This window comes from Rhizobium sp. FG96, from assembly GCF_057808655.1.
Genome location: NZ_JBMDIL010000016.1, coordinates 83,276 through 102,383, shown reverse-complemented (window position 1 = coordinate 102,383; position 19,108 = coordinate 83,276). Strand labels below are relative to the sequence as shown.

The window sequence follows — 19,108 nt, the reverse complement described above, 5'->3', positions numbered from 1 at the left end:
GACCGCGGAAGCGATGTGCCTCCGCGGTCCTATCCACATGTAAAAATTGTCAAATCAGCGTTTGCTGATTACTTGCCGGTGAGCACGGCAACGCCCGGAAGCACCTTGCCTTCCATCCATTCCAGGAAGGCGCCGCCTGCCGTCGAGACGTAGCTGAAGTCGTCGGCAACGCCGGCGTGGTTCAGTGCCGAAACGGTGTCGCCACCGCCGGCAACCGAGGTCAGCTTGCCGGCCTTGGTGCGCTCGGCAGCGTATTTCGCAGCCGCCACTGTCGCCTTGTCGAAGGGCTCGATTTCGAAGGCGCCGAGCGGGCCGTTCCAGACCAGCGTCTGGGCGCGTTCGATCCAGGATTTGACGGCTTCGACCGACTTCGGGCCGACGTCGAGAACCATGGCATCGGCCGGGATCGCGTCGATGGCGACGATCTCGTTGGCCGCACCTGCCTTGAATTCGCGGGCGACGACGCCGTCCTCAGGCAGGATGATGGCGCAGCCGGCAGCGGCGGCTTCGATCATGATCTGCTTTGCGGTCTCGGCGAGGTCGTGCTCGCAGAGCGACTTGCCGACATTGGTGCCGCGGGCGGCGATGAAGGTGTTGGCCATGCCGCCGCCGATGACGAGGGCGTCGACCTTCTTCACGAGGTTCATCAACAGGTCGATCTTGGTCGAGACCTTGGCGCCGCCGACGATGGCAACGACCGGACGGGCCGGATTGCCGAGGCCCTTTTCCAGCGCTTCCAGCTCGGCCTGCATGGTGCGGCCGGCATAGGCGGGTAGAACCTGGGCGAGGCCCTCGGTGGAGGAATGGGCGCGGTGGGCGGCCGAGAAGGCGTCGTTGACGAAGATGTCGCCGTTGGCGGCGAGCGCCTTGGTGTGATCGGCGTCGTTCTTCTCTTCGCCCTTGTAGAAGCGGGTGTTCTCGAGAAGCAGGATGTCGCCGTCCTTCATCTTGGCAACGGCAGCGGCAGCGTCGTCGCCGATGGAGTCGGTCGCGGTCGCGACCGGCTTGCCGAGCACCTTGGAAACGTCAGGGGCGATCAGCGACAGCGACAGGTCCGCCGAGGGGCCGTCCTTCGGGCGGCCGAAATGGGCGAGCAGAATGACCTTTGCACCCTTTTCCGAAAGTTCGAGGATCGTCGGAGCCACACGTTCGATACGGGTCGCGTCGGTGACCTTGCCGTCCTTGACGGGAACGTTGAGGTCGACGCGGACGAGGACGCGCTTGCCGGCAATGCCGTTGAGGTCGTCGAGGGTCTTGAAAGCTGGCATGGGACTATCCGTTCGTTAGTGCCTTGGAAGGTGGCAGACCATAGCAAGGATGCCTTGGGACGCAAGGTGTTCAGCCGTGGTTTTCACGCGCGTTTTCGTCGCTCTCGGGGCCTCGTCCAGCATGGGCCGGCTCGGGCAGATGACGGCCCTTGAAGCGGCCGCGGACGCGCTGGATGATATCGCGCATGTTGATGAAGATCGGCAGGGTGATCGCCGGTTCGACGGCTTCCAGCGACATGCCGACCGAGCTGATGTGGTCCTGGTCGTCGAGGTCGCGGACGATCAGGATGATCGAGCCGAGACGGACGCGATCGGCGTAATCCGCCTTGCCACCGAGACGCTGCTTCATCAGCTCGGCAATCGTCAGGCCCTTCTCGGATTCGTTCAGCAGGCCGGGCCCGTAGGCGGCGTCGAGATCGGCCGCCGGGCGCACCGGGGAGAGCGCGAAGGCGCCGAAGAAGTCGGCATCGTCCTCATCGACCGGCGCCTTGCTGGCGAAGAGACGGTCGAGCAGGCGGGCGTAGCTCGGCACGATGAAGAGGTAGACAAGGTCGTTCTCGCGCAGACGCCCGGCATATTGATAGCGCAGCGACTTGCCGTCGCGGATCACGAGCGAGGGTGTTGCCCAGCGGGGGATGCGCTCGCCGCGCAGAACCGGGCTGTCCTTGATGACGCGGTAGGCGAGCAGTTCGTGATTGGCGCTGCCGGGCAGATCGATCTCGACCTTGTCGACGGCACCCATGCGCGGGGGAATGATGAGGCCGAGTTTCTTTGCCACCGGCTTGATCGTCCAGCCCTGCACCAGCAGCGAGACGAGCACGATGATGAAGGCGACGTTGAAATAGACATGGCCATTCGGCAGGCCGCCGAGGATCGGCATGATGGCGAGCAGGATCGAGACCGCGCCGCGCAGGCCGACCCAGGCGACGAAGCCGATCTCCTGCTGGGTGTAGTCGAAGGGCAGCAGCGACAGCCAGATCGCCAGCGGGCGGGCGATGAAGATCAGGAACAGCGCCAGCGCCACGGCGGGCAGGATGATGGCCGGAAACTGCGAGGGTGTGGCGAGCAGGCCGAGCACCAGGAACATGATGATCTGCGCCAGCCAGGTCATGCCGTCCTGAAAGCGCTTGATGGCGGCAAGGCCGGGAAGCTTGCGGTTACCGGCATAGATGCCCGCGACATAGACGGCGAGGAAGCCGCTGCCGCCGACGGCGCCGGTGAAGGCGAAGACCAGCATGGCAAGACCGAGCACGAAGATCGGGGTGAGGCCACGATCGGTGTCGAGGCGGCTCACCACCTGGGCGATCATCATGCCGCCGAGCATGCCGAGAATGACGCCGAGCCCCATTTCCTCGATGAAGAGGGCGAGCATGGAGAGGTTGATGCCGGAATAGCCTTCGCCGCTGGCCAGCAGCTCGACGAGCACGATCGTCAGGAAGATCGCCATCGGGTCGTTGGTGCCGGATTCGACTTCCAGCGTCGAGCGCACCTTGTCGCGGATATTGATGCCGCCGATGCGCAGCAGGAAGAAGACGGCGGCGGCATCGGTCGAGGCGACGATCGAGCCGAGCAGCATGCCTTCCAGCCAGCTGAAATTGAGAAGCCAGGTGGCCGCAAAGCCGACGAGCGCGGCGGTCATCAGGACGCCGACGGAAGCCAGCGTCAGCGACGGTATGGCCGCGAGCTTGAAGGCCTGGATCGGCGTGCCGAAACCGGAATCGAAGAGGATGACCGCGAGCGCGATGGAGCCGAGGATATAGGCGAGATAGTTGTTGCTGAACTCAATGCCGAGGCCATCGACGCCGGCGAGCAGGCCGATTGCCAGGAAGAGCAGCAGCAGGGGTGCGCCGAAGCGGAAGGCGAGCAGGCTGGAGAAGGCCGCAAGAAGCACCAGCGCCGTCGAAACCAGCACGACGATATAGAATGCTTCCACGTCCATCCCCTTTCACATCCGCGCTGCGATCCGCCCCCGGAAATCGCAGCCATTTCTCAAACCTCGTCCGTTGCTTGCCTTCAGCCAGTAAACGGCAAAACAGGCCGGAAGGGTAGGCCTTGCGGCTTAACCTTGCTTACCTGCGGCGTCATGCTGCTGAACGATGAACCGGACGGATCACCGCGCTGAATGCTACGGGAGAGATTCTCTATAAGGAATGTATAGGCAAATCGGGCGAGAGCAGGGCAGCAGCAAATAAGCTTGCCGTTTTTGTCAAAGAAGTGCGGGCACTTACGCTGAGGCGACCCGATAGCGCTTGTTGATGCGGTCGACGGGCGTCCCATCGCGCAGCGGCACATCCTTCGTGGTGCTGTAGGTCTCGAAGCCGATCTTGCCGTAATAGGCGAGACCGCCGCTATTGTCGGCGCGGATCGTCGCGTTGATGAACTCTATATCGAGCGACCGGGCTGCCGTAAGCGTCGCCGCAAACAGCGCGGTGCCGACGCCGGGGATCTTGGGGCGGATGCGGGAAAACGTGCCGATGTCGGCCCATCCCTCGGGGAGGTCTCCGTAGCGGCTGATCTCCTGGAAACCGGCAAGGCGGCCGCCAGTTTCGGCGACATGGCAGGCAAAGACGGATGGTCCGTCGATGAACCATTCCCTGAACTCTGCGGGCGAAAGGGCAACCTCCATGGCGGTCGTGCCGCCAGCGGCGATGATCTCGTTGAGGAGCACGGTGAGTTCATCGGCGTCTGCCGCGCGCGCTTCTCGAATTCTGAGATCCACCATGATGCCGCTCTCCCTTTTCTGCTGCCGTCTAAAACAAAACGGCCCGGTTTCCCGGGCCGTTCTCTCGATCTGCTTTTCGCGTAAGCGAAGCTTAGATGAGCTTGGCGAAGGCGACTGCGGTGTCCGACATGCGGCTCGAGAAGCCCCATTCGTTGTCGTACCAGGACAGAACGCGCACGAAGTTGCCTTCCATGACCTTGGTCTGGTCGGTCGCGAAGATCGACGAGTGGCTGTCATGGTTGAAGTCGCGGGAAACCAACGGCTCGTCGGTGTAGCCGAGGATGCCCTTCAGCTTGCCGTTCGACGCAGCCTTGATGGCTTCGTTGATTTCGCCGACGGTCGTTGCCTTCTTGGAAACGAACTTGAAGTCGACGACCGAGACGTTCGGGGTCGGGACGCGGATCGACGTGCCGTCGAGCTTGCCCTTGAGGTGCGGCATGACGAGGCCGACGGCCTTGGCAGCGCCCGTGGACGTCGGGATCATGGACAGGGCTGCGGCGCGGGCGCGGTACAGGTCCTTGTGCATGGTGTCGAGCGTCGGCTGGTCACCGGTGTAGGAGTGGATGGTCGTCATGAAGCCGTGGTCGATGCCGACGGCGTCGTCGAGAACCTTCACGACCGGCACGAGGCAGTTCGTCGTGCAGGAAGCGTTGGAGATGACCAGGTGTTCCTTGGTCAGCTGGTCGTGGTTGACGCCGAAGACGACGGTCAGGTCGGCACCGTCGGCAGGGGCCGAAACGATGACGCGCTTGGCGCCGGCCGTCAGGTGGGCAGCGGCCTTGTCGCGGGCGGTGAAGATGCCGGTGCATTCCATCGCGATGTCGACGCCGAGTTCCTTGTGCGGCAGCTGTGCCGGATCACGAACGGCGGTCACCTTGATCGGCTTACCGCCGCCAACGGTGATCGTGTCGCCTTCGACCTTCACTTCAGCCGGGAACTTGCCGTGGATGGAATCGTAGCGCAGCAGGTGAGCGTTGGTCTCGACCGGGCCGAGGTCGTTGATCGCGACGACTTCGATGTCGGTGCGGCCGGATTCGACGATAGCGCGGAGAACGTTGCGGCCGATGCGGCCGAAGCCGTTGATGGCAACCTTTACAGTCATGTGCATTCACTCCCTAGACATGGGGCTTGCGGATAAGGTGGAGGAGCGCTTGCGCGCTCCCCTTAAAGCTTGGCTTCTGCAGCAGCGACGACGGCGTCGGCCGTGATGCCGAAATGCTTGAAGACGTCCTTGGCCGGGCCGGAAGCGCCGAAGCTCTTCATGCCGATGAAGGTGCCTTCCGGACCGATGAACGCATCCCAGCCTTCGCGAACAGCGGCTTCGACGGCGATCTTGACCGGCGAGTTGCCGAGCACTTCCTTGCGGTATGCGTCCGGCTGCTCGAAGAACAGCTCGGTGCAGGGGACCGAAACGACGCGTACGGAAACGCCCTTGGCTTCCAGCGTGGCGCGGGCAGCGACGGCGAGCTCGACTTCAGAGCCCGATGCGAAGATCGTGACCTTGGCGTCGGCCTTGCCGGCCAGCGTGTAGGCGCCCTTGGTGGTCAGGTTCTCTTCCGAATATTCGGTACGAACCGTCGTCAGGTTCTGACGGGTCAGCGCCAGAGCGGTCGGGCGGTTCTTCGTCTTCAGCGCGATCTGCCAGGCTTCCGCCGTCTCGGTGACGTCTGCCGGACGGAAGACCAGCAGGTTCGGTACGGCGCGCAGGCTCGGGACCTGTTCGACCGGCTGGTGGGTCGGGCCGTCTTCGCCGACACCGATCGAGTCATGCGTCAGGACGTGGACGACACGGATGCCCATCAGGGCGGCGAGGCGGATCGGCGGACGGCAATAGTCCGAGAAGATCATGAAGCCGCCGCCGTAGGGGATCAGACCGCCGTGCAGCGCGATACCGTTCATGGCAGAGGCCATGCCGTGCTCGCGGATGCCCCAGTGCATGTAGCGGCCGGCGAAATCCGTCGGGGTGATCGAGACCATCTGGCTGGTCTTGGTGTTGTTCGAAGGCGTCAGGTCGGCGGAGCCGCCGAGCGTTTCCGGCAGCAGGCCGTTGATGACTTCGAGCACGTCCTCGGACGCCTTGCGGGTGGCGACGGTCGGCTTGGTCTCGACGATCTTCTTCTTCAGGTCGCTGATCGCAGCGTCGAAGCCTTCCGGCAGGTCGCCGGCGAAGCGGCGGCTGAACTCGGCCTTGTGAGCCGACTTAGCGAGGCCAGCTTCCCAGGACTTGACCAGATCGACCGAGCGGGCACCGGCAGTGCGCCATGCATCGAGAACGTCAGACGGAATGACGAAGGGTTCGGCTTCCCAGTTCAGTGCCTTGCGGGTGGCTGCAATTTCTTCGGCGCCGAGCGGCGAACCGTGAACCTTGTGGCTGCCGGCCTTGTTCGGAGCACCGAAGCCGATGACGGTCTTGCAGGCGATGAAGGTCGGGCGGTCGGACTTGTGGGCTTCTTCGATCGCAGCGGCGATCGCAGCCTGGTCGTGACCGTCGACTTCAATGGTGTTCCAGTGAACCGCCTTGAAGCGCATGATCTGGTCGGTCGAGTCCGACAGCGAAACGGCGCCGTCGATGGTGATCGAGTTGTTGTCCCAGAAGAGGATCAGCTTGTTCAGCTTCAGGTGACCGGCAAGAGCGATCGCCTCATGGCTGATGCCTTCCATCAGGCAGCCGTCGCCGTTGATGACGTAGGTGTAGTGATCCTGCAGGTCGGAACCGAATTCCTCGCGCAGCTTGCGCTCGGCGATCGCCATGCCGACGGCGTTTGCAATGCCCTGGCCGAGCGGGCCGGTCGTGGTTTCGATGCCGGTTGCGTGGCCGTATTCCGGGTGGCCGGCGGTCTTGGAGCCGAGCTGGCGGAACTGCTTCAGGTCCTCGATCGTCATGTCCGGGTAGCCGGTCAAATAGAGGAGCGAGTAGAGCAGCATCGAGCCGTGGCCGGCGGAGAGGACGAAACGGTCGCGGTTCGGCCAATGCGGCTTCTTCGGGTCGAAGCGGAGATACTTGCTGAAGAGGACGGTGGCGACATCAGCCATGCCCATCGGCATACCCGGATGGCCGGAATTGGCCTTTTCGACTGCATCCATGGCGAGGAAGCGGATCGCATTTGCCATCCGGTCGTGTTGTTCAGGAGAGGTCATGGCTATTCCACGGGTTCCGGGTGTCGGGGGATGGCCTCGAGCCTTCTGAAGACCATCGATGAGAGCGGGGTGACACATAGCAGTTGGAACGGCCAAGTCAATAAATTGCGGGCCGAATCCGGGCCGGGTGCGACGATTTTTAACATTTGACCATCAAATTTTACAAAAGACCAATCCGTTGGGAAGACTGCTTCAATTTCGGTCATCCACAGAATAGGCCGTGTATCCCCATATCCCGTTTATTGACGGGCAGTTGGCTAGCTGCATATCCTCTTGAAAACACTGAACCGGCACCCTTTGCCGATTCGCCAGGTCTTCTGCGGGAACACCGGACTTAAGACATGACGCCCACAGGCACTGCCATGGAAACCGCGCTGAGCGAGCTCAAACAGGCCATCTCCGGCCTGGAGAATGCTGTCGACATGCGCATCGAACGCCAGCGCGAGCAGGGCGACATCGAGAGCGAAGTGCGCCGGGTCCATGCCGACCGTTCGAAGCTGGCGCAGGAGCTGGATCAGGCGGAATTCCGTGCGAACCGCCTGGAAGAGGTCAACCGCGAGGTCTCCCGCCGCCTGGTAACGGCGATGGAAACCATCCGCGCGGTTCTGGACCGGTAAAGGAAGCAGCGATATGGCGCAGGTGACGGTAACGATCGACGGCAAGGCCTATCGCATGGCCTGCGAGGAAGGCCAGGAAGGCCACCTGACGGATCTCGCCAACCGCTTCGACGGCTATGTCGGCCACCTCAAGGGCCAATTCGGCGAAATCGGCGATCTCCGGATCACGGTCATGGCCGGTATCATGGTGATGGACGAGATTGCCGAGCTGACGCGCCGGGTGGCGGGTCTCGAGGCCGAGCTCGAAGGTCTGCGCAGCAATCGCGACACCGTGGTTGCGGCGACGGCGCGCACCGAGGAAACGCTGGCGCAGGCGCTCGGCGAGGTGACGAACCACATCCGCATCATCACCGAAAAGCTCAACAACCGGGCGCCGGCCGAGCTGAATTAATTCGCCGGGACAGCACGCGCTGCCACTGGCGCAGTCCTCAGAACGTCCTTATATATTGCCTGCGATCTGCGCCTCTCGACAGGAACCACAATCCCTGGGGCCATACTCGATCCAAAGGGAGCTGTCCCTGACCAGGCCCGTGGGCTTGGACATATGGCGCCCACCTACGTTTGTAGGCACCCAGGATCGTAAACATCCATCGGTTGCCGCGGATCGCACTTCATTTTCCGGCGCGGGGCGAGGCATCGCCGATGCCGATGTCTTCCTTCAAGTGATTGCTCAGTCCCAGCGCCTTTTGCGGTGCCGGCGCCTGTTTGCCTGCGGGTGCACATGCGGCGATGGAGGATTTGATCCAGGCATTCAGAATGTTCATCGATAGCGTCATGGCTTTTCTCCCATGAAGCCAGTTTATGCAGGCGTCTTGTCGGCGTATAATGAAACTCGCTCTGAAATTTCATGAGAGATTTTCATGTCAAACCGGCCGCTGCCACCGCTATCGACCCTGCAGGCCTTCTGCGCCATCGCCGAAACCGGCGGCTTCGGGCGGGCGGCTGAAAGGCTGGGGCTGACGCAAACCGCGGTCAGCCACCAGATCGCCCAGCTCGAGGGATGGCTCGGCGAGCGGCTTTTCGAGCGCGGACGGCGCGGTGCCCGGCTGTCTCCGGCGGGTCTGAAGCTGCACCCGGATATTGCCGCGGCGCTGCAGAGCCTTGAGACGTCCTTACATCAGGCGCGAGCGGCAAGTGCCAGTCCGTCGCTTGCCGTTGCGACGACACCGGAATTTTCCAGCCAGTGGCTGGCGCCGCGTCTCGAGCGCTTCTGCCGCCGCTATCCGAAGATCGAGGTGCAGATCGCGGTTAGCTACAAGCGGCCGGATTTTGCCAACGCCGATCTGGCGATCTGGCTTGGCCGCGGTGGGCCGGAGGTGGTGACGGAACCGTTGCTGCTCGACGATGAATTCGTAGTCTGCGCCCCCGAAGTCTCCGCCCGGCTTCCGAAGAGAGGCGCGATCCGCGCGGCGCCGCTGCTTGTCTATCGGGGCATGCGCCATACCGTGCTCGACTGGCAGCTCTGGTTCGAACAGATCGGCGGCGATGCCGACGCGCCGGAGCTCGCTGGCTACGACATCACTGAAGCGGTTCGTGAGGCGAAGGTCTTCGATACGTTCGAGGAGATGCTGGAGGCATGCGGGCGCGGGGAGGGCTTTGCGCTGGTGCGCAGTTCGCTTGCCGGTGCGGGTCTCGCTTCAGGCACCCTGAAGCGCTGCTTCATCGAGCAGCAGCCGGCGGCGTTGAACTATGCGATGCTTTACCCGGCGGGAGCGCTAGAGAAATCCTCCGTCGCGCTGTTCCGCCAGTGGCTGCTTGAAGAGACGGCTTCCGCCGGCTGACGGTTTATTCGGCGGCTGCCAGATAAACCGTGTTCTGCGAGGCTGAAGCCAGCGCCTGGACGCGGGCTTCGGCCTTGGCGATCAGCTGGTAGAACTCTTCCTGGGCATCGACATCCAGCTGGATGACGGCATTCACGTCATCCGGGGTGTCGCAGATGCAGGCAACGGCCGAGATTGGACAGATGCCGCCGGGATAGCGCTTTCCGGTGCCGGTATAGGCGCGGCGGCCCCAGCGTTCGGAATAAACGGTCTCTTCGCGGTCGAGATGCAGGATGGTGCCCTTGCATTCGGTCACGATCGCCGCCTTGCCATAGGCGAACCAGTGATAGTTCAGTTTGCGCAGGATATATTTTCCGGTGATGTCTTCGCCGGCCAATTCCGCAGGGTCTTGAATCATTCGGATCATCAACGGGTCCTCGAAAGTGTATGCAATATCCGTTATGTATCTCTGCGCCGCAAGTCGGAAAATGCCTGCCTTTGCAACGGTTTAGTCACAATGTGTTTCCGATTCTTACAAACTGCGCTTTCTTGATAGCTGCGAATTAATGCCGTTTGATGAATTGAATTCACAAGTGTTAGGCGCTGCCGCCCGATTATGCCGGGCGCTGCCATCATCCATATGGAGATCCGAACAAGAAAGGCTGCCCGTTTTATCCGGGCGCCACAGCTATCGGATCTCTCATCATGCCCCTTGCTCTTTTTGCGCTCACGGTCGCGGCCTATGCGATCGGAACAACGGAATTCGTGATCGTCGGCCTGCTGCCGACCGTTGCGCAGGACCTTCACATCACCCTGCCGCTCGCCGGCTTGATCGTCAGCGTCTATGCGCTCGGCGTGACCTTCGGTGCGCCCATTCTGACGGCGCTGACCGGGCGTATCGAGCGCAAGCCGCTGCTGCTCGGCCTGATGGCGCTCTTCATCGTCGGTAACACGCTGGCGGCGCTCAGCCCCGGCTACGCGCCGCTGCTCGTCGCCCGCGTGCTCTCTGCCTTTGCCCATGGCGTGTTCTTCTCGGTGGGCTCGACCATCGCTGCCGATCTCGTGCCGGAGAACCGCCGTGCATCGGCAATCGCCATGATGTTCATGGGGCTGACGGTGGCAATCGTCACCGGCGTTCCGCTCGGCACCTTCATCGGTCAGACCTTCGGCTGGCGCGCCACCTTTGCCGCCGTCGCCGGTCTCGGCGTCATCGCCTTTGCCGCGATCGCCGTTCTCTTACCGTCGACGCTCAGCAAGGCCGAACCGGCGACGCTGCGCCAGCAGGCTGGCGTGCTCGGCAGCGGCCGGTTGCTGATCGTCTTTGCGATGACGGCGCTCGGTTATGGCGGCACCTTCGTTGCCTTCACCTTCCTCGCCTCGATCCTGCAGGACGTCACGGGCTTCTCGGCTTCCTCGGTAAGCCTCATCCTGGTGCTCTATGGCCTGGCGATCGCTGCGGGCAATATTGTCGGCGGCCGGATTGCCAATCGCGATCCGGTAGCGGCGCTGACGTGGCTGTTCGTGGCGCAGGCAGCCGTGCTGCTGCTCTTCAGCTTCACGGCTGTGTCGCCCTGGCTGACGATCCCGACGCTTGCTGCCCTCGGCTTCCTGTCCTTCGCCAATGTTCCCGGCCTGCAGCTCTATGTCGTCCAGCTCGCCAAGCAGGTTCGTCCGGCCGCCGTCGACGTCGCCTCGGCCATGAACATCGCGGCCTTCAATCTGGGTATCGCCCTTGGTGCCTGGATCGGCGGTCTGGTCGTCGAGTCTCGCCTCGGCCTGCAGGCAACGCCATGGGTCGGCGCGATCCTGGTTGCCAGTGCGCTGCTCCTGACGCTGCGGAGCGCCGCTCTCGATCGCCGCGAGGCGCAACCGGCTGCGGAGCCGCTGCGGAAGGCAGCCTGATCTGCGAGAAATGGAATGATGAGACGGGCGCTTCGGCGCCCGTTTTCGTTAGTCCTCGAGATCGGTCCTGAGGCGATCGATGATCGAGAGCGAGTGGCCGGCATAGGCGCTGATCCAGCGGTCGTAGATCTGCTTGATCGGCAGGCTGTTGAGATGGTTCCAGCGCTCGCGGCCTTCTTTCTTGGCCATCACCAGATCAGCCTCTTCCAGAACCTTCAGGTGCTGCATCACGGTGCAGCGGTCCATTTCGGGAAAGCTCTCGCAGAGCATGCCCGTCGTGCGCGGGCCATCCTTCAGCAGATCCAGGATTTCGCGGCGGCGATGATGGGCAAGGGCCTTGAAAACCGGGTCGTTTTGCGATTCGCTTGACATGTTATATTTTTATAACATAATGACCCCATTGGCAATGAGAGAGGAGTAAGTGTCATGTCCCTCGCAATTCGTGTCGGTGGCCGCGTTGGCCGCCCTGCGGCTGAGGTGTTCGATGCCGTCGTCAATCCCAAGAAGCTTTCGAGCTACTTCACGACGGTTGGTGGAGCGAGCGCGCCGCTGGTGAAGGGTACGACGGTGACCTGGTGGAAGGATGCGCCCGTCGAGGTCATCGATCTCGTGCAGGACGAGCTGATCGTGTTGCGCTGGGACGGCGGCACCGATGCCGACAATGTCCGCTACAAGACGACCGTCGAAATGAAGTTCGATGCGCTCGACGATGGCGGCACGATGGTGACGATTTCCGAGAACGGCTGGCGGGAGGACGATCCCGGCCGGCGCGGCACCTACCTCAACTGTGAAGGCTGGAGCAACATGCTCTGCTGCATGAAGGCCTTCGTCGAATACGGTATCAACCTGCGCGACGGCATGTTCCTCAGCGAGATGCGAGGCGTGCCGGCCGAAGCCCCGGATTATGAGAAGCTGTCATGAGCGAGCTTTTGTATGGAGGCGTGGATGTCGCCATGAAGGTACCGACGCATCAATATGCCGAGGTGCTGGATTTCTACCGCGATGTCGTGAAGCTGAAGGAGATCGGCAATGACGGCACGCGCGGCTTCGAGCTCGGGCCGATCCGGCTCTGGATCGACGAGGCGCCTGGAATGAGCCAGGCCGAAGTCTGGCTGGAGCTTTTCACGCCGGATTTCGACAAGGCTGCCGATCACCTGCAGCGGTCCGGCATCCGGCGGTGCGACGCGATCGAGCCGCTCGGCGAGAGCTTCCGTGGCGGCTGGATCCTCAACCCCGCGAACATCGTTCACATGGTTCGCGAGGAGAGCACCTGGGAGCCGCCGGCTGCCTGACGCGACTATTCGGCGGCCGGTGGCATGAGCCCGCGGGCGGGTGCAGGCAGCGCCTTTGCGCCGCCGGCGATCACGCCGCCCGGTGACGGTCTCCAGCGCGAACGGCGGACGGCAACCGTATTGGCTGCCGTTCGCGTCTTTCCGGCATAGGCCGATGGCTTCTGGAACATCCGGTTGAACAGGGCGCCCATGGCGGCCAGCGGATAGGCGCGGCCGGGCATCGCCTCCGGCATCTCGCTATAGAGCCGCTGGATCATCTTGCGCCGCACGATCGCCGGATGCGCGTGGATTTCCTCGCTCTCGCGCCGTTCCTTCACTGCAACGATCGAGACGGTAAAGACCGAGCGGTTCTGATCGACGCGCTCGATGCGGCCTGCGACATCGAAGCCCGGGAAGGGCGAGAACAGCAGCAGGTCGCCGATGCGGCTGCCGGCGGTCATCCGCTTCTGCTGCAGGCTGATCTCGGCCTGCGTCAGCGACAGCGTATCGACGGTGCAGGGGAACGCCTGGCCGTTGCAGGTCATCGCTGTCTTGCGGCCGAGTGGGAAGCGGATGGCATCCAGCGGCTCGCGCGGCAGCTCGATGCAAACGAGCATCGAGACGAAGGCATAGACCATGACCACCATGCCCCAGGCGACGCTGAAGCTGTCGAGACCGCTGTAATTGCTGAGCAGCGGGCCGTTCAGCATACCGGTGAAGGTCAGGATGATGATCAGCGCGAAGGTGGTCGCGATCGGATAGAGGATATCGACACGGGTACGGTCCTCGCCCTTGGCGGTCACCTTGAAAGGCCGCCCGAAGGGATGGGCGATCGCGTGGCATATGGCGATGGTGATCGGGATCGCTGAGACCATCTGCGAGACCTCGGTGAAGAGCGGCAGGCTGCGCCAGCCGGATACCCAGGCATGGAAGGTCCACATGGCGCCGACCATCGGCAGCGCGTAGAGGAAGAAGGCTTCGGGTTCCATCAGGATGGCGGGCAGGCCGAGGAAGTAGAAGAGGATCGGCGCCGCCATCAAGAGCAGCATGAATGGCCGGCAGAACCAGAAGAGCAGGCCGTGGAAATAATGCAGCCGTTGCATCGCCGTGTAGCCGCGGCCGAAGAACGGGCCGTCGCGCAGCAGCGCGACCTGGATGGTGCCGAGGCACCAGCGGCAGCGCTGGGTGATGTATCCGGAAAGGCTTTCCGCCGAGAGGCCGACGCTGAGGCGCTCGTTCAGCCAGCGGGTGCGCAGGCCCTTCTGCATCAGGCGATAGGTGAGGTGGATGTCCTCGGTCACTGTCTCCTCCGGCATGCCGCCGATCAGCTCCAGCGCATCACGCCGCACGACGCAGGAGGTGCCGACGCAGAAGGCGGCACCCCAGCCGTCTTTCGAAGGCTGCATGACGTCGAAGAAGATGCGCTGGTCGTCGACCCACGCCTTGGATGCCAGAAGGTTATGCTGCACGGGATCGGCGTTGTAATAGAATTGCGGCGTCTGGATCAGGCCGATCTCGGGATCGACGAACTGGCCGATGATGCGTTTCAGGATGGCGCGCTGCGGCGCAAAGTCGGCATCGAGGATCAGGATAAATGGCGCGTCGGTGATCTGCTTCGACCAGCGGATGGCATTGTTGATATTGCCGCCCTTGGCGCCCTTGTTGTCGTCGCGGGTGAGATAGCGGACACCGAGCTCGGCGCAGTAATCGCGCAGCCATTGGCGGCGGCCGTCGTCGAGAATCCAGATGGTGAAGTTGCCGTAGTCGATCGCCTTGGCGGCGAGGATCGTCCGCTCCAGAATGGTGACGTCCTCATTATAGGTGCAGATGAAGATGTCGACGGCCGGCGGCTTGCCCATCGCCGAAATCATCGCCTCGCTGGCGTCGGCAGCACCGGTATGATCGGTGCGGCGGAAGAAGAAGACGATCGACAGCAGCGTATAGAGGATGACGACCGCCTCGAAGGCGAGGTAGATGCGTGGCCAGAGCGCATAGGCGCTCCAGTCGAAATCCGGCAGCGTCGTCGTCACGCGGAAATAGACGTAGTTTGCCAACATCAGGATCAGGATGGTGCCGAAGAGCACGCGGTCCTTGCCCTTGCGGCTGTCGAGCAGCAGGGCGCAGCAGAGGATCAGCGCCAGCGTGATCAGTGAGAACAGGATGGCATCCGAAAGCGTGACTACTTCTGGGGACATGGCTTTTCCTCGTTCTTTGCCGCAAAGGAATCTGCACTGAAGGGATTGATGCCGAGCGCCGCGAGCACGGCCCATCCTGTCGCCCCGACATGGGGCAGGCGGTAGTATTTGAAGTCGCCGGGCTCCGAATTCGGCCCGACCTGCAGCCCGGTCGTCAGCTGTTCGTCGACGGTGGCGTAGATCAGTTTCTCCGGCGAGATCTGCGTCGATATCGTCTGGAACAGCGGTTCTGCCTTCTGCGGCTCGCCAACCACCTCATAAACGAGGGCTGCCTGCGCCGTTCCCTCGAGCCAGATGCCGTCGCGGTCGTTGTTGAAGTCGAAGCCACCGGGGACGCCGTGATTGGCTTCGGTCCATTCGAGCACTTGCGGCGCCTTGGCCTTGAAGTCCTCGACGGCGATCAACGGCCAGAGTTCGGCGTCGAGACCGGACATGTTGACGTTGGGCGCGTTGCTGTCGGGAACGCTGCCGATATAGAAGCGGCCCTCGGCCTTGTTCCACATGGCATCGAGGAAGTCCTTGGCGCTCTCGCCGTCATGCTCCCAGTCGCCGGCTTCGTCGATCGTCGCCAGCCAGTGGTCGGCGGCATAGATGTCGAGATTGTGCTCCGTCGATTTCCAGGTCATGCGGTCGGGCGTCGGCTCGTGGCCGAAGAAGCCGCCGAAATAGCCGGGGTTCTTGGGGTCGGCGGTCGAGCGGTGGATGAAGTCCATGATCTTGCGGGCGCCATCGAGATAGGCGGTCTGGCCGGTCTCTGAATAGGCGGCGAGCAGCCCGAGCGCGCCCCAGGCGATGCTGCCGGTGGCGCTGCCGACCTGATAGCCGTCCTCGATCCAGGAATTGCTGGCCGTGCTCCAGTAGCCGGGAAGCAGCATGCCGTCCTTGCCGGGGATGACCGGGCCGGAGCGATAGGCATTGCGCAGCCGTCCGTCGTGGTAGTGGCGGTCGGTCTCCAGCGCCAGAACCAGCGCGTCGGCCACACGCTTGGCTTCCTTGGCGCGGCCACAGCCATAGAGTGCCATCAGCGCCAGCGCGTTGTCATAGGTGAAGCCGGTATTGTCGAGCGCCGGGTGCAGTTTCGATCCGCCGTTTGCCGGTTCGAAGCTGCGGAAGACGAAGGCCTGTTCGGGTTCGCTGGTCATCAGCGCGGCAAGGCCATCGCAGAGGGTGCAGGCGAGTTCGGCGCGTTTGGCGTCTGCCATGGCCGCAGTGCTGCAGGCAGGTGCCGCGATAGCGAGCACCGCCGCAATCATGAGTGAACGCAAAACCATATCCAGGTCTTCCCTGTCATCGCGGTCGATAAAGTGAAGCGAAAGTGCTCAGTTATTGCTGGAGGCTCGCCAATCTGTGGCCCTTGTCAAAAAGCGCCGACGCGGAGAGCAGGCCGTCCGCCGCTGCCAATTTGTCGACGGCCATTTTCGAGTAGCGGGTAAGGCGCGCGACGACGGTCTCTCCAAGCGAGACAATCACGTCCTCACCGACATGGCATCCAAAGAACTTGTCGTTGTTGGGCTGTCCGGCTGCGGTCAGTTCGACGGGATCGTCGTCGACCTTGACGAGGACATAGACCTCATCGCCTTCGGCCTTCGGGAATTTGGCGAAGTAGCGGTTCTGCTGGCCGCTGTCGAAATAGCGGACGATCTTGTAGACATGGCCGCTTTTCTTGACGCCGAGCGAGCGGAAATTGACCATGGCGGGCGTGCCGATATCGAGCGAGGAGACATCCCGGCTGCGATAGACGGCAGCGGCAAAAGCCTCGTTGCAATCGAGCGACTTGGCGACCGCCTGGCCCTGCATCACGAAATCGCCGAAGGAGGCGTCGACGCTGACGACCTGGCCGTGATGGTCGGCGACGACTTCGGCCGCACCCGACTTGCCGAGCCGGCCTTCCTCGCGGTTGATCAGCTTTTCGACCTGCGCCTTGCGCTCGGTCATCTGGTTGATCTCGATATTGTCCTCGGCGATATCGCCGGCGAGCTTGGTGCGCTGCATCTCCAGCGTCAGCAGGTTGGCGGCAACCGTGCCGCCGGTATAGATGTCACGGCTGACGAGCGACTGGACGATCTCGTTGCGCTTCAGCTCGCCGCGGGCGGCATCGAGCTCGCCCTGGGCGGCATTGCGCTTCTGGCGCTGCGGCTCGACGCTGGCCTCGGAGGTCAGCCCCTTCTTCAGCATTGTGGTGGCGCGCTGCAGCAGCGCATCCTGCTCGGCGAGCCGCGCTTCGTAAATCTCGACATTCGATTGGGCGTTGCCGATCACGGCGCCGAGCTCGCTCAGGACGCCGTCCTTGACGTCGGCGATCTGCGCCTTGACCTTGCTCAGCTGGTCGTTGCGCTCGGCCACGACATTGATCGTGTTGTTGAGCTTCTCCGTCAGGTCGAGCTTCTCGAGCCTGAGGCCCGTCAGCGATGTCTGGTCCTGGTTCGGATTGGAAACGGTGGCGGTGACGTCGCCGAGATTGACCACCTGGCCGACCTGCAGGTCGATCTTGTCGACGCGGCCATAGATCGGTGAGGCGATCATCTGCACAGGGGCATTGATCACGGCTTTCGGCGAGACGACGAAGAACTGGTTTGGCACCATCGACATGCCGATGGTGAAGAGTAGCAAGAACGCGAACAAATACCCTGCAATCCGCGAAGCGGACAGTATTCGTACGTCTTTTGGATGAATGTTTATTGGTGTGGCCTTCATATTCTTCAATCCTGAACTGACAAATCATAGATCGAAATTGAAGGGCACTTCCCCCGTCGTTTTTTTATTTAGTTGTTAATGAAAAAGTACCATCCGACCTCCAGCAAGGCAACTGCTTCTCAAGTGCAAAATTTTGCGGGACAGTGTTGTGACGAAGATGGTCTCCAAGTTAAGAATATGAAAAGAAACGAATTAATCGGCTTTATTTCCGGCATAGAAAATTTTCGTGACTGTAGGAATTGACCGTTTGAAAGCATCCGGCGGTAACTGCCAGGCCTCCAGATGCAACTGCCGAATGCCTTCTGCGGCCCGCCGGGGCAGCGGCTTTTACTGAGTTTTTCACTCCGATTTTAGCACCGGCTACATCTCCTGAGCGAAATGCGGGCCATGCCCCGCGACCGAACGAAGCATTTGCATCTCTGGAATGTGACAGAGACTTCGCTTGCCTGCTGCCGCGTGAGTGCTAGTTTCCGGAATCATATCGATTAGATTCCCAGGAGAATGTGTGATGCAGCTTGGCATGGTTGGTTTGGGCCGTATGGGCAGCTACATGGTCCAGCGCTTGATGCGGGATGGCCATGAATGCGTGGTCTATGATGCGAAAGCGGAAAGCGTTGCCGACCTTACGGGCAAGGGCGCCGTCGGCAGCAGCTCGCTCGAAGAGTTCGTTTCGAAGCTGTCGCGGCCGCGTGCCATCTGGCTGATGCTGCCGGCCGCCATCACCGACAAGGTGATCGCCCAGCTCGTGCCGCTGCTGCACGATGACGACATCATCATCGATGGTGGCAATTCCTATTATCACGACGATATCCGCCGCGGCGCTGAACTGATCACCAAGGGCATCCATTATGTCGACGTCGGCACCAGCGGCGGCGTCTTCGGCCTCGAGCGCGGCTATTGCCTGATGATCGGCGGCGAGAAGGGTATCGTCCAGTCGCTGTCGCCGATCTTTGCTTCGCTGGCACCTGGGGTTGGCGACGTGAAGCCGTCGGAAAACCGTACCGCAGCCGAGCACAGCACGGCCGAGCAGGGCTACCTGCATTGCGGCCCGCATGGCGCCGGCCACTTCGTCAAGATGGTGCATAACGGCATCGAATACGGCCTGATGGCCGCCTATGCCGAGGGCTTCAACATCCTGAAGAACGCCAATATCGGCGCTGCCACCCATGAGGCGGATGCCGAAACAGCGCCGCTCGCCCATCCGGAATATTACCGCTACGACTTCAATCTGCAGGATGTCGCCGAAGTCTGGCGCCGCGGCAGCGTCATCACCTCCTGGCTGCTCGATCTAACCTCCGACGCGCTGCATGCCGATCCCGCGCTCGCCAAATATGCCGGCCGCGTCTCGGATTCCGGCGAAGGCCGCTGGACGATCATGGCGGCGATCGACGAAAGCGTGCCGACGCCGGTGCTGAGTGCCGCGCTCTACGGCCGCTTCTCCTCGCGCGATCAGGACGAGTTCGCCAACAAGGTGCTCTCGGCGATGCGCGCCGGCTTCGGCGGTCACGTCGAAAAGCCGAAGGGCTGATAGACCCATACTC

The 19,108-nt window shown here is 62.3% G+C and carries 18 protein-coding genes and 1 other RNA gene; 8 read left to right on the top strand and 11 right to left on the bottom strand.

The annotated features are described in order from the left end of the window. Window positions 1-68 precede the first annotated feature (68 nt). From ACODR6_RS26810 to tkt, 5 genes are all read right to left on the bottom strand, one after another. Window positions 69-1,268: a phosphoglycerate kinase gene (locus ACODR6_RS26810; protein WP_112719872.1), complete on the bottom strand. Its 1,200-nt coding sequence runs from the start codon at window positions 1,266-1,268 to the stop codon at window positions 69-71. A 70-nt stretch (window positions 1,269-1,338) separates the two neighbouring features. Then, window positions 1,339-3,207 (bottom strand): potassium/proton antiporter, encoded by a 1,869-nt coding sequence (locus ACODR6_RS26805; RefSeq protein ID WP_207225193.1) that lies wholly within the window; start codon window positions 3,205-3,207, stop codon window positions 1,339-1,341. A 285-nt stretch (window positions 3,208-3,492) separates the two neighbouring features. Further along, window positions 3,493-3,990 carry a GNAT family N-acetyltransferase gene (locus tag ACODR6_RS26800; RefSeq protein ID WP_112719871.1) on the bottom strand — a complete coding sequence of 166 codons (498 nt, stop codon included), beginning with the start codon at window positions 3,988-3,990 and terminating at the stop codon, window positions 3,493-3,495. Between the two features lie 91 nt (window positions 3,991-4,081). After that, window positions 4,082-5,092 carry a type I glyceraldehyde-3-phosphate dehydrogenase gene (gene gap / locus ACODR6_RS26795; RefSeq protein WP_112719870.1) on the bottom strand — a complete coding sequence of 337 codons (1,011 nt, stop codon included), beginning with the start codon at window positions 5,090-5,092 and terminating at the stop codon, window positions 4,082-4,084. A gap of 62 nt (window positions 5,093-5,154) precedes the next feature. Then, window positions 5,155-7,128 carry a transketolase gene (gene tkt / locus ACODR6_RS26790; protein WP_489025382.1) on the bottom strand — a complete coding sequence of 658 codons (1,974 nt, stop codon included), beginning with the start codon at window positions 7,126-7,128 and terminating at the stop codon, window positions 5,155-5,157. Between the two features lie 341 nt (window positions 7,129-7,469). Between tkt and ACODR6_RS26785 the strand changes: the two genes are divergently transcribed. The 3 genes from ACODR6_RS26785 (at window position 7,470) to ssrS (ending at window position 8,355) form a co-directional block, all read left to right on the top strand. Further along, window positions 7,470-7,745: a DUF4164 domain-containing protein gene (locus ACODR6_RS26785; protein ID WP_112719868.1), complete on the top strand. Its 276-nt coding sequence runs from the start codon at window positions 7,470-7,472 to the stop codon at window positions 7,743-7,745. 13 nt (window positions 7,746-7,758) lie between these two features. After that, window positions 7,759-8,136 carry a cell division protein ZapA gene (locus ACODR6_RS26780; RefSeq protein ID WP_112719867.1) on the top strand — a complete coding sequence of 126 codons (378 nt, stop codon included), beginning with the start codon at window positions 7,759-7,761 and terminating at the stop codon, window positions 8,134-8,136. A 60-nt stretch (window positions 8,137-8,196) separates the two neighbouring features. Further along, window positions 8,197-8,355: non-coding RNA, 6S RNA (gene ssrS / locus ACODR6_RS26775), on the top strand. A gap of 1 nt (window position 8,356) precedes the next feature. On the opposite strand, the gene ACODR6_RS26770 is transcribed toward ssrS, so the two are convergent. After that, complete coding sequence (locus ACODR6_RS26770; RefSeq protein ID WP_489025380.1) at window positions 8,357-8,509, bottom strand: hypothetical protein; 153 nt, start codon at window positions 8,507-8,509, stop codon at window positions 8,357-8,359. Window positions 8,510-8,605: 96 nt separating this feature from the next. Between ACODR6_RS26770 and ACODR6_RS26765 the strand changes: the two genes are divergently transcribed. After that, window positions 8,606-9,526, top strand: coding sequence for a LysR family transcriptional regulator (locus ACODR6_RS26765; protein ID WP_489025378.1), 921 nt, complete (start codon window positions 8,606-8,608; stop codon window positions 9,524-9,526). Window positions 9,527-9,530: 4 nt separating this feature from the next. On the opposite strand, the gene ACODR6_RS26760 is transcribed toward ACODR6_RS26765, so the two are convergent. Next, entirely contained in the window at window positions 9,531-9,932 is a 402-nt protein-coding gene (locus tag ACODR6_RS26760; RefSeq protein WP_112719865.1) for a hypothetical protein, read from the bottom strand. 278 nt (window positions 9,933-10,210) lie between these two features. On the opposite strand from ACODR6_RS26760, the gene ACODR6_RS26755 reads away from it, so the two are divergent. Then, window positions 10,211-11,407: an MFS transporter gene (locus tag ACODR6_RS26755; RefSeq protein ID WP_489025377.1), complete on the top strand. Its 1,197-nt coding sequence runs from the start codon at window positions 10,211-10,213 to the stop codon at window positions 11,405-11,407. A 48-nt stretch (window positions 11,408-11,455) separates the two neighbouring features. Here the strand turns inward: ACODR6_RS26755 and ACODR6_RS26750 are convergent, their stop codons facing one another. After that, entirely contained in the window at window positions 11,456-11,779 is a 324-nt protein-coding gene (locus tag ACODR6_RS26750; RefSeq protein WP_130282013.1) for an ArsR/SmtB family transcription factor, read from the bottom strand. Window positions 11,780-11,833: 54 nt separating this feature from the next. Here ACODR6_RS26750 and ACODR6_RS26745 point away from each other — a divergent pair, with 54 nt between their 5' ends. Both ACODR6_RS26745 and ACODR6_RS26740 read left to right on the top strand, forming a co-directional pair. Further along, window positions 11,834-12,328 (top strand): SRPBCC domain-containing protein, encoded by a 495-nt coding sequence (locus tag ACODR6_RS26745; RefSeq protein ID WP_199629053.1) that lies wholly within the window; start codon window positions 11,834-11,836, stop codon window positions 12,326-12,328. Beyond that, window positions 12,325-12,699, top strand: a complete 375-nt coding sequence (locus ACODR6_RS26740) for a VOC family protein (RefSeq protein WP_112719861.1) — start codon at window positions 12,325-12,327, stop codon at window positions 12,697-12,699. The genes ACODR6_RS26745 and ACODR6_RS26740 overlap by 4 nt, the downstream gene beginning before the upstream one ends. Before the next feature lie 5 nt (window positions 12,700-12,704). Here the strand turns inward: ACODR6_RS26740 and ACODR6_RS26735 are convergent, their stop codons facing one another. From ACODR6_RS26735 to ACODR6_RS26725, 3 genes are all read right to left on the bottom strand, one after another. Further along, a complete protein-coding gene (locus ACODR6_RS26735) occupies window positions 12,705-14,873 on the bottom strand; it encodes a glycosyltransferase family 2 protein (protein ID WP_203428078.1) in 2,169 nt (722 codons plus the stop codon). Next, window positions 14,858-16,075 (bottom strand): hypothetical protein, encoded by a 1,218-nt coding sequence (locus ACODR6_RS26730; protein WP_489025374.1) that lies wholly within the window; start codon window positions 16,073-16,075, stop codon window positions 14,858-14,860. The genes ACODR6_RS26735 and ACODR6_RS26730 overlap by 16 nt, the downstream gene beginning before the upstream one ends. Window positions 16,076-16,196: 121 nt before the next feature. Then, window positions 16,197-17,495 (bottom strand): HlyD family secretion protein, encoded by a 1,299-nt coding sequence (locus ACODR6_RS26725; protein ID WP_246777439.1) that lies wholly within the window; start codon window positions 17,493-17,495, stop codon window positions 16,197-16,199. Window positions 17,496-18,075: 580 nt separating this feature from the next. Here ACODR6_RS26725 and gnd point away from each other — a divergent pair. Then, a complete protein-coding gene (gene gnd / locus ACODR6_RS26720; protein WP_199629056.1) occupies window positions 18,076-19,095 on the top strand; it encodes a phosphogluconate dehydrogenase (NAD(+)-dependent, decarboxylating) in 1,020 nt (339 codons plus the stop codon). The last annotated feature ends 13 nt before the right edge of the window (window positions 19,096-19,108 follow it).

Coding starts and splice junctions, on each gene's coding strand:
- ACODR6_RS26810 (WP_112719872.1), bottom strand. CDS start 1,268: ATGCCAGCTTTCAAGACCCTCGACGACCTCAACGGCATTGCCGGCAAG.
- ACODR6_RS26805 (WP_207225193.1), bottom strand. CDS start 3,207: ATGGACGTGGAAGCATTCTATATCGTCGTGCTGGTTTCGACGGCGCTG.
- ACODR6_RS26800 (WP_112719871.1), bottom strand. CDS start 3,990: ATGGTGGATCTCAGAATTCGAGAAGCGCGCGCGGCAGACGCCGATGAA.
- gap (WP_112719870.1), bottom strand. CDS start 5,092: ATGACTGTAAAGGTTGCCATCAACGGCTTCGGCCGCATCGGCCGCAAC.
- tkt (WP_489025382.1), bottom strand. CDS start 7,128: ATGACCTCTCCTGAACAACACGACCGGATGGCAAATGCGATCCGCTTC.
- ACODR6_RS26785 (WP_112719868.1), top strand. CDS start 7,470: ATGACGCCCACAGGCACTGCCATGGAAACCGCGCTGAGCGAGCTCAAA.
- ACODR6_RS26780 (WP_112719867.1), top strand. CDS start 7,759: ATGGCGCAGGTGACGGTAACGATCGACGGCAAGGCCTATCGCATGGCC.
- ACODR6_RS26770 (WP_489025380.1), bottom strand. CDS start 8,509: ATGAACATTCTGAATGCCTGGATCAAATCCTCCATCGCCGCATGTGCA.
- ACODR6_RS26765 (WP_489025378.1), top strand. CDS start 8,606: ATGTCAAACCGGCCGCTGCCACCGCTATCGACCCTGCAGGCCTTCTGC.
- ACODR6_RS26760 (WP_112719865.1), bottom strand. CDS start 9,932: ATGATCCGAATGATTCAAGACCCTGCGGAATTGGCCGGCGAAGACATC.
- ACODR6_RS26755 (WP_489025377.1), top strand. CDS start 10,211: ATGCCCCTTGCTCTTTTTGCGCTCACGGTCGCGGCCTATGCGATCGGA.
- ACODR6_RS26750 (WP_130282013.1), bottom strand. CDS start 11,779: ATGTCAAGCGAATCGCAAAACGACCCGGTTTTCAAGGCCCTTGCCCAT.
- ACODR6_RS26745 (WP_199629053.1), top strand. CDS start 11,834: ATGTCCCTCGCAATTCGTGTCGGTGGCCGCGTTGGCCGCCCTGCGGCT.
- ACODR6_RS26740 (WP_112719861.1), top strand. CDS start 12,325: ATGAGCGAGCTTTTGTATGGAGGCGTGGATGTCGCCATGAAGGTACCG.
- ACODR6_RS26735 (WP_203428078.1), bottom strand. CDS start 14,873: ATGTCCCCAGAAGTAGTCACGCTTTCGGATGCCATCCTGTTCTCACTG.
- ACODR6_RS26730 (WP_489025374.1), bottom strand. CDS start 16,075: ATGGCAGACGCCAAACGCGCCGAACTCGCCTGCACCCTCTGCGATGGC.
- gnd (WP_199629056.1), top strand. CDS start 18,076: ATGCAGCTTGGCATGGTTGGTTTGGGCCGTATGGGCAGCTACATGGTC.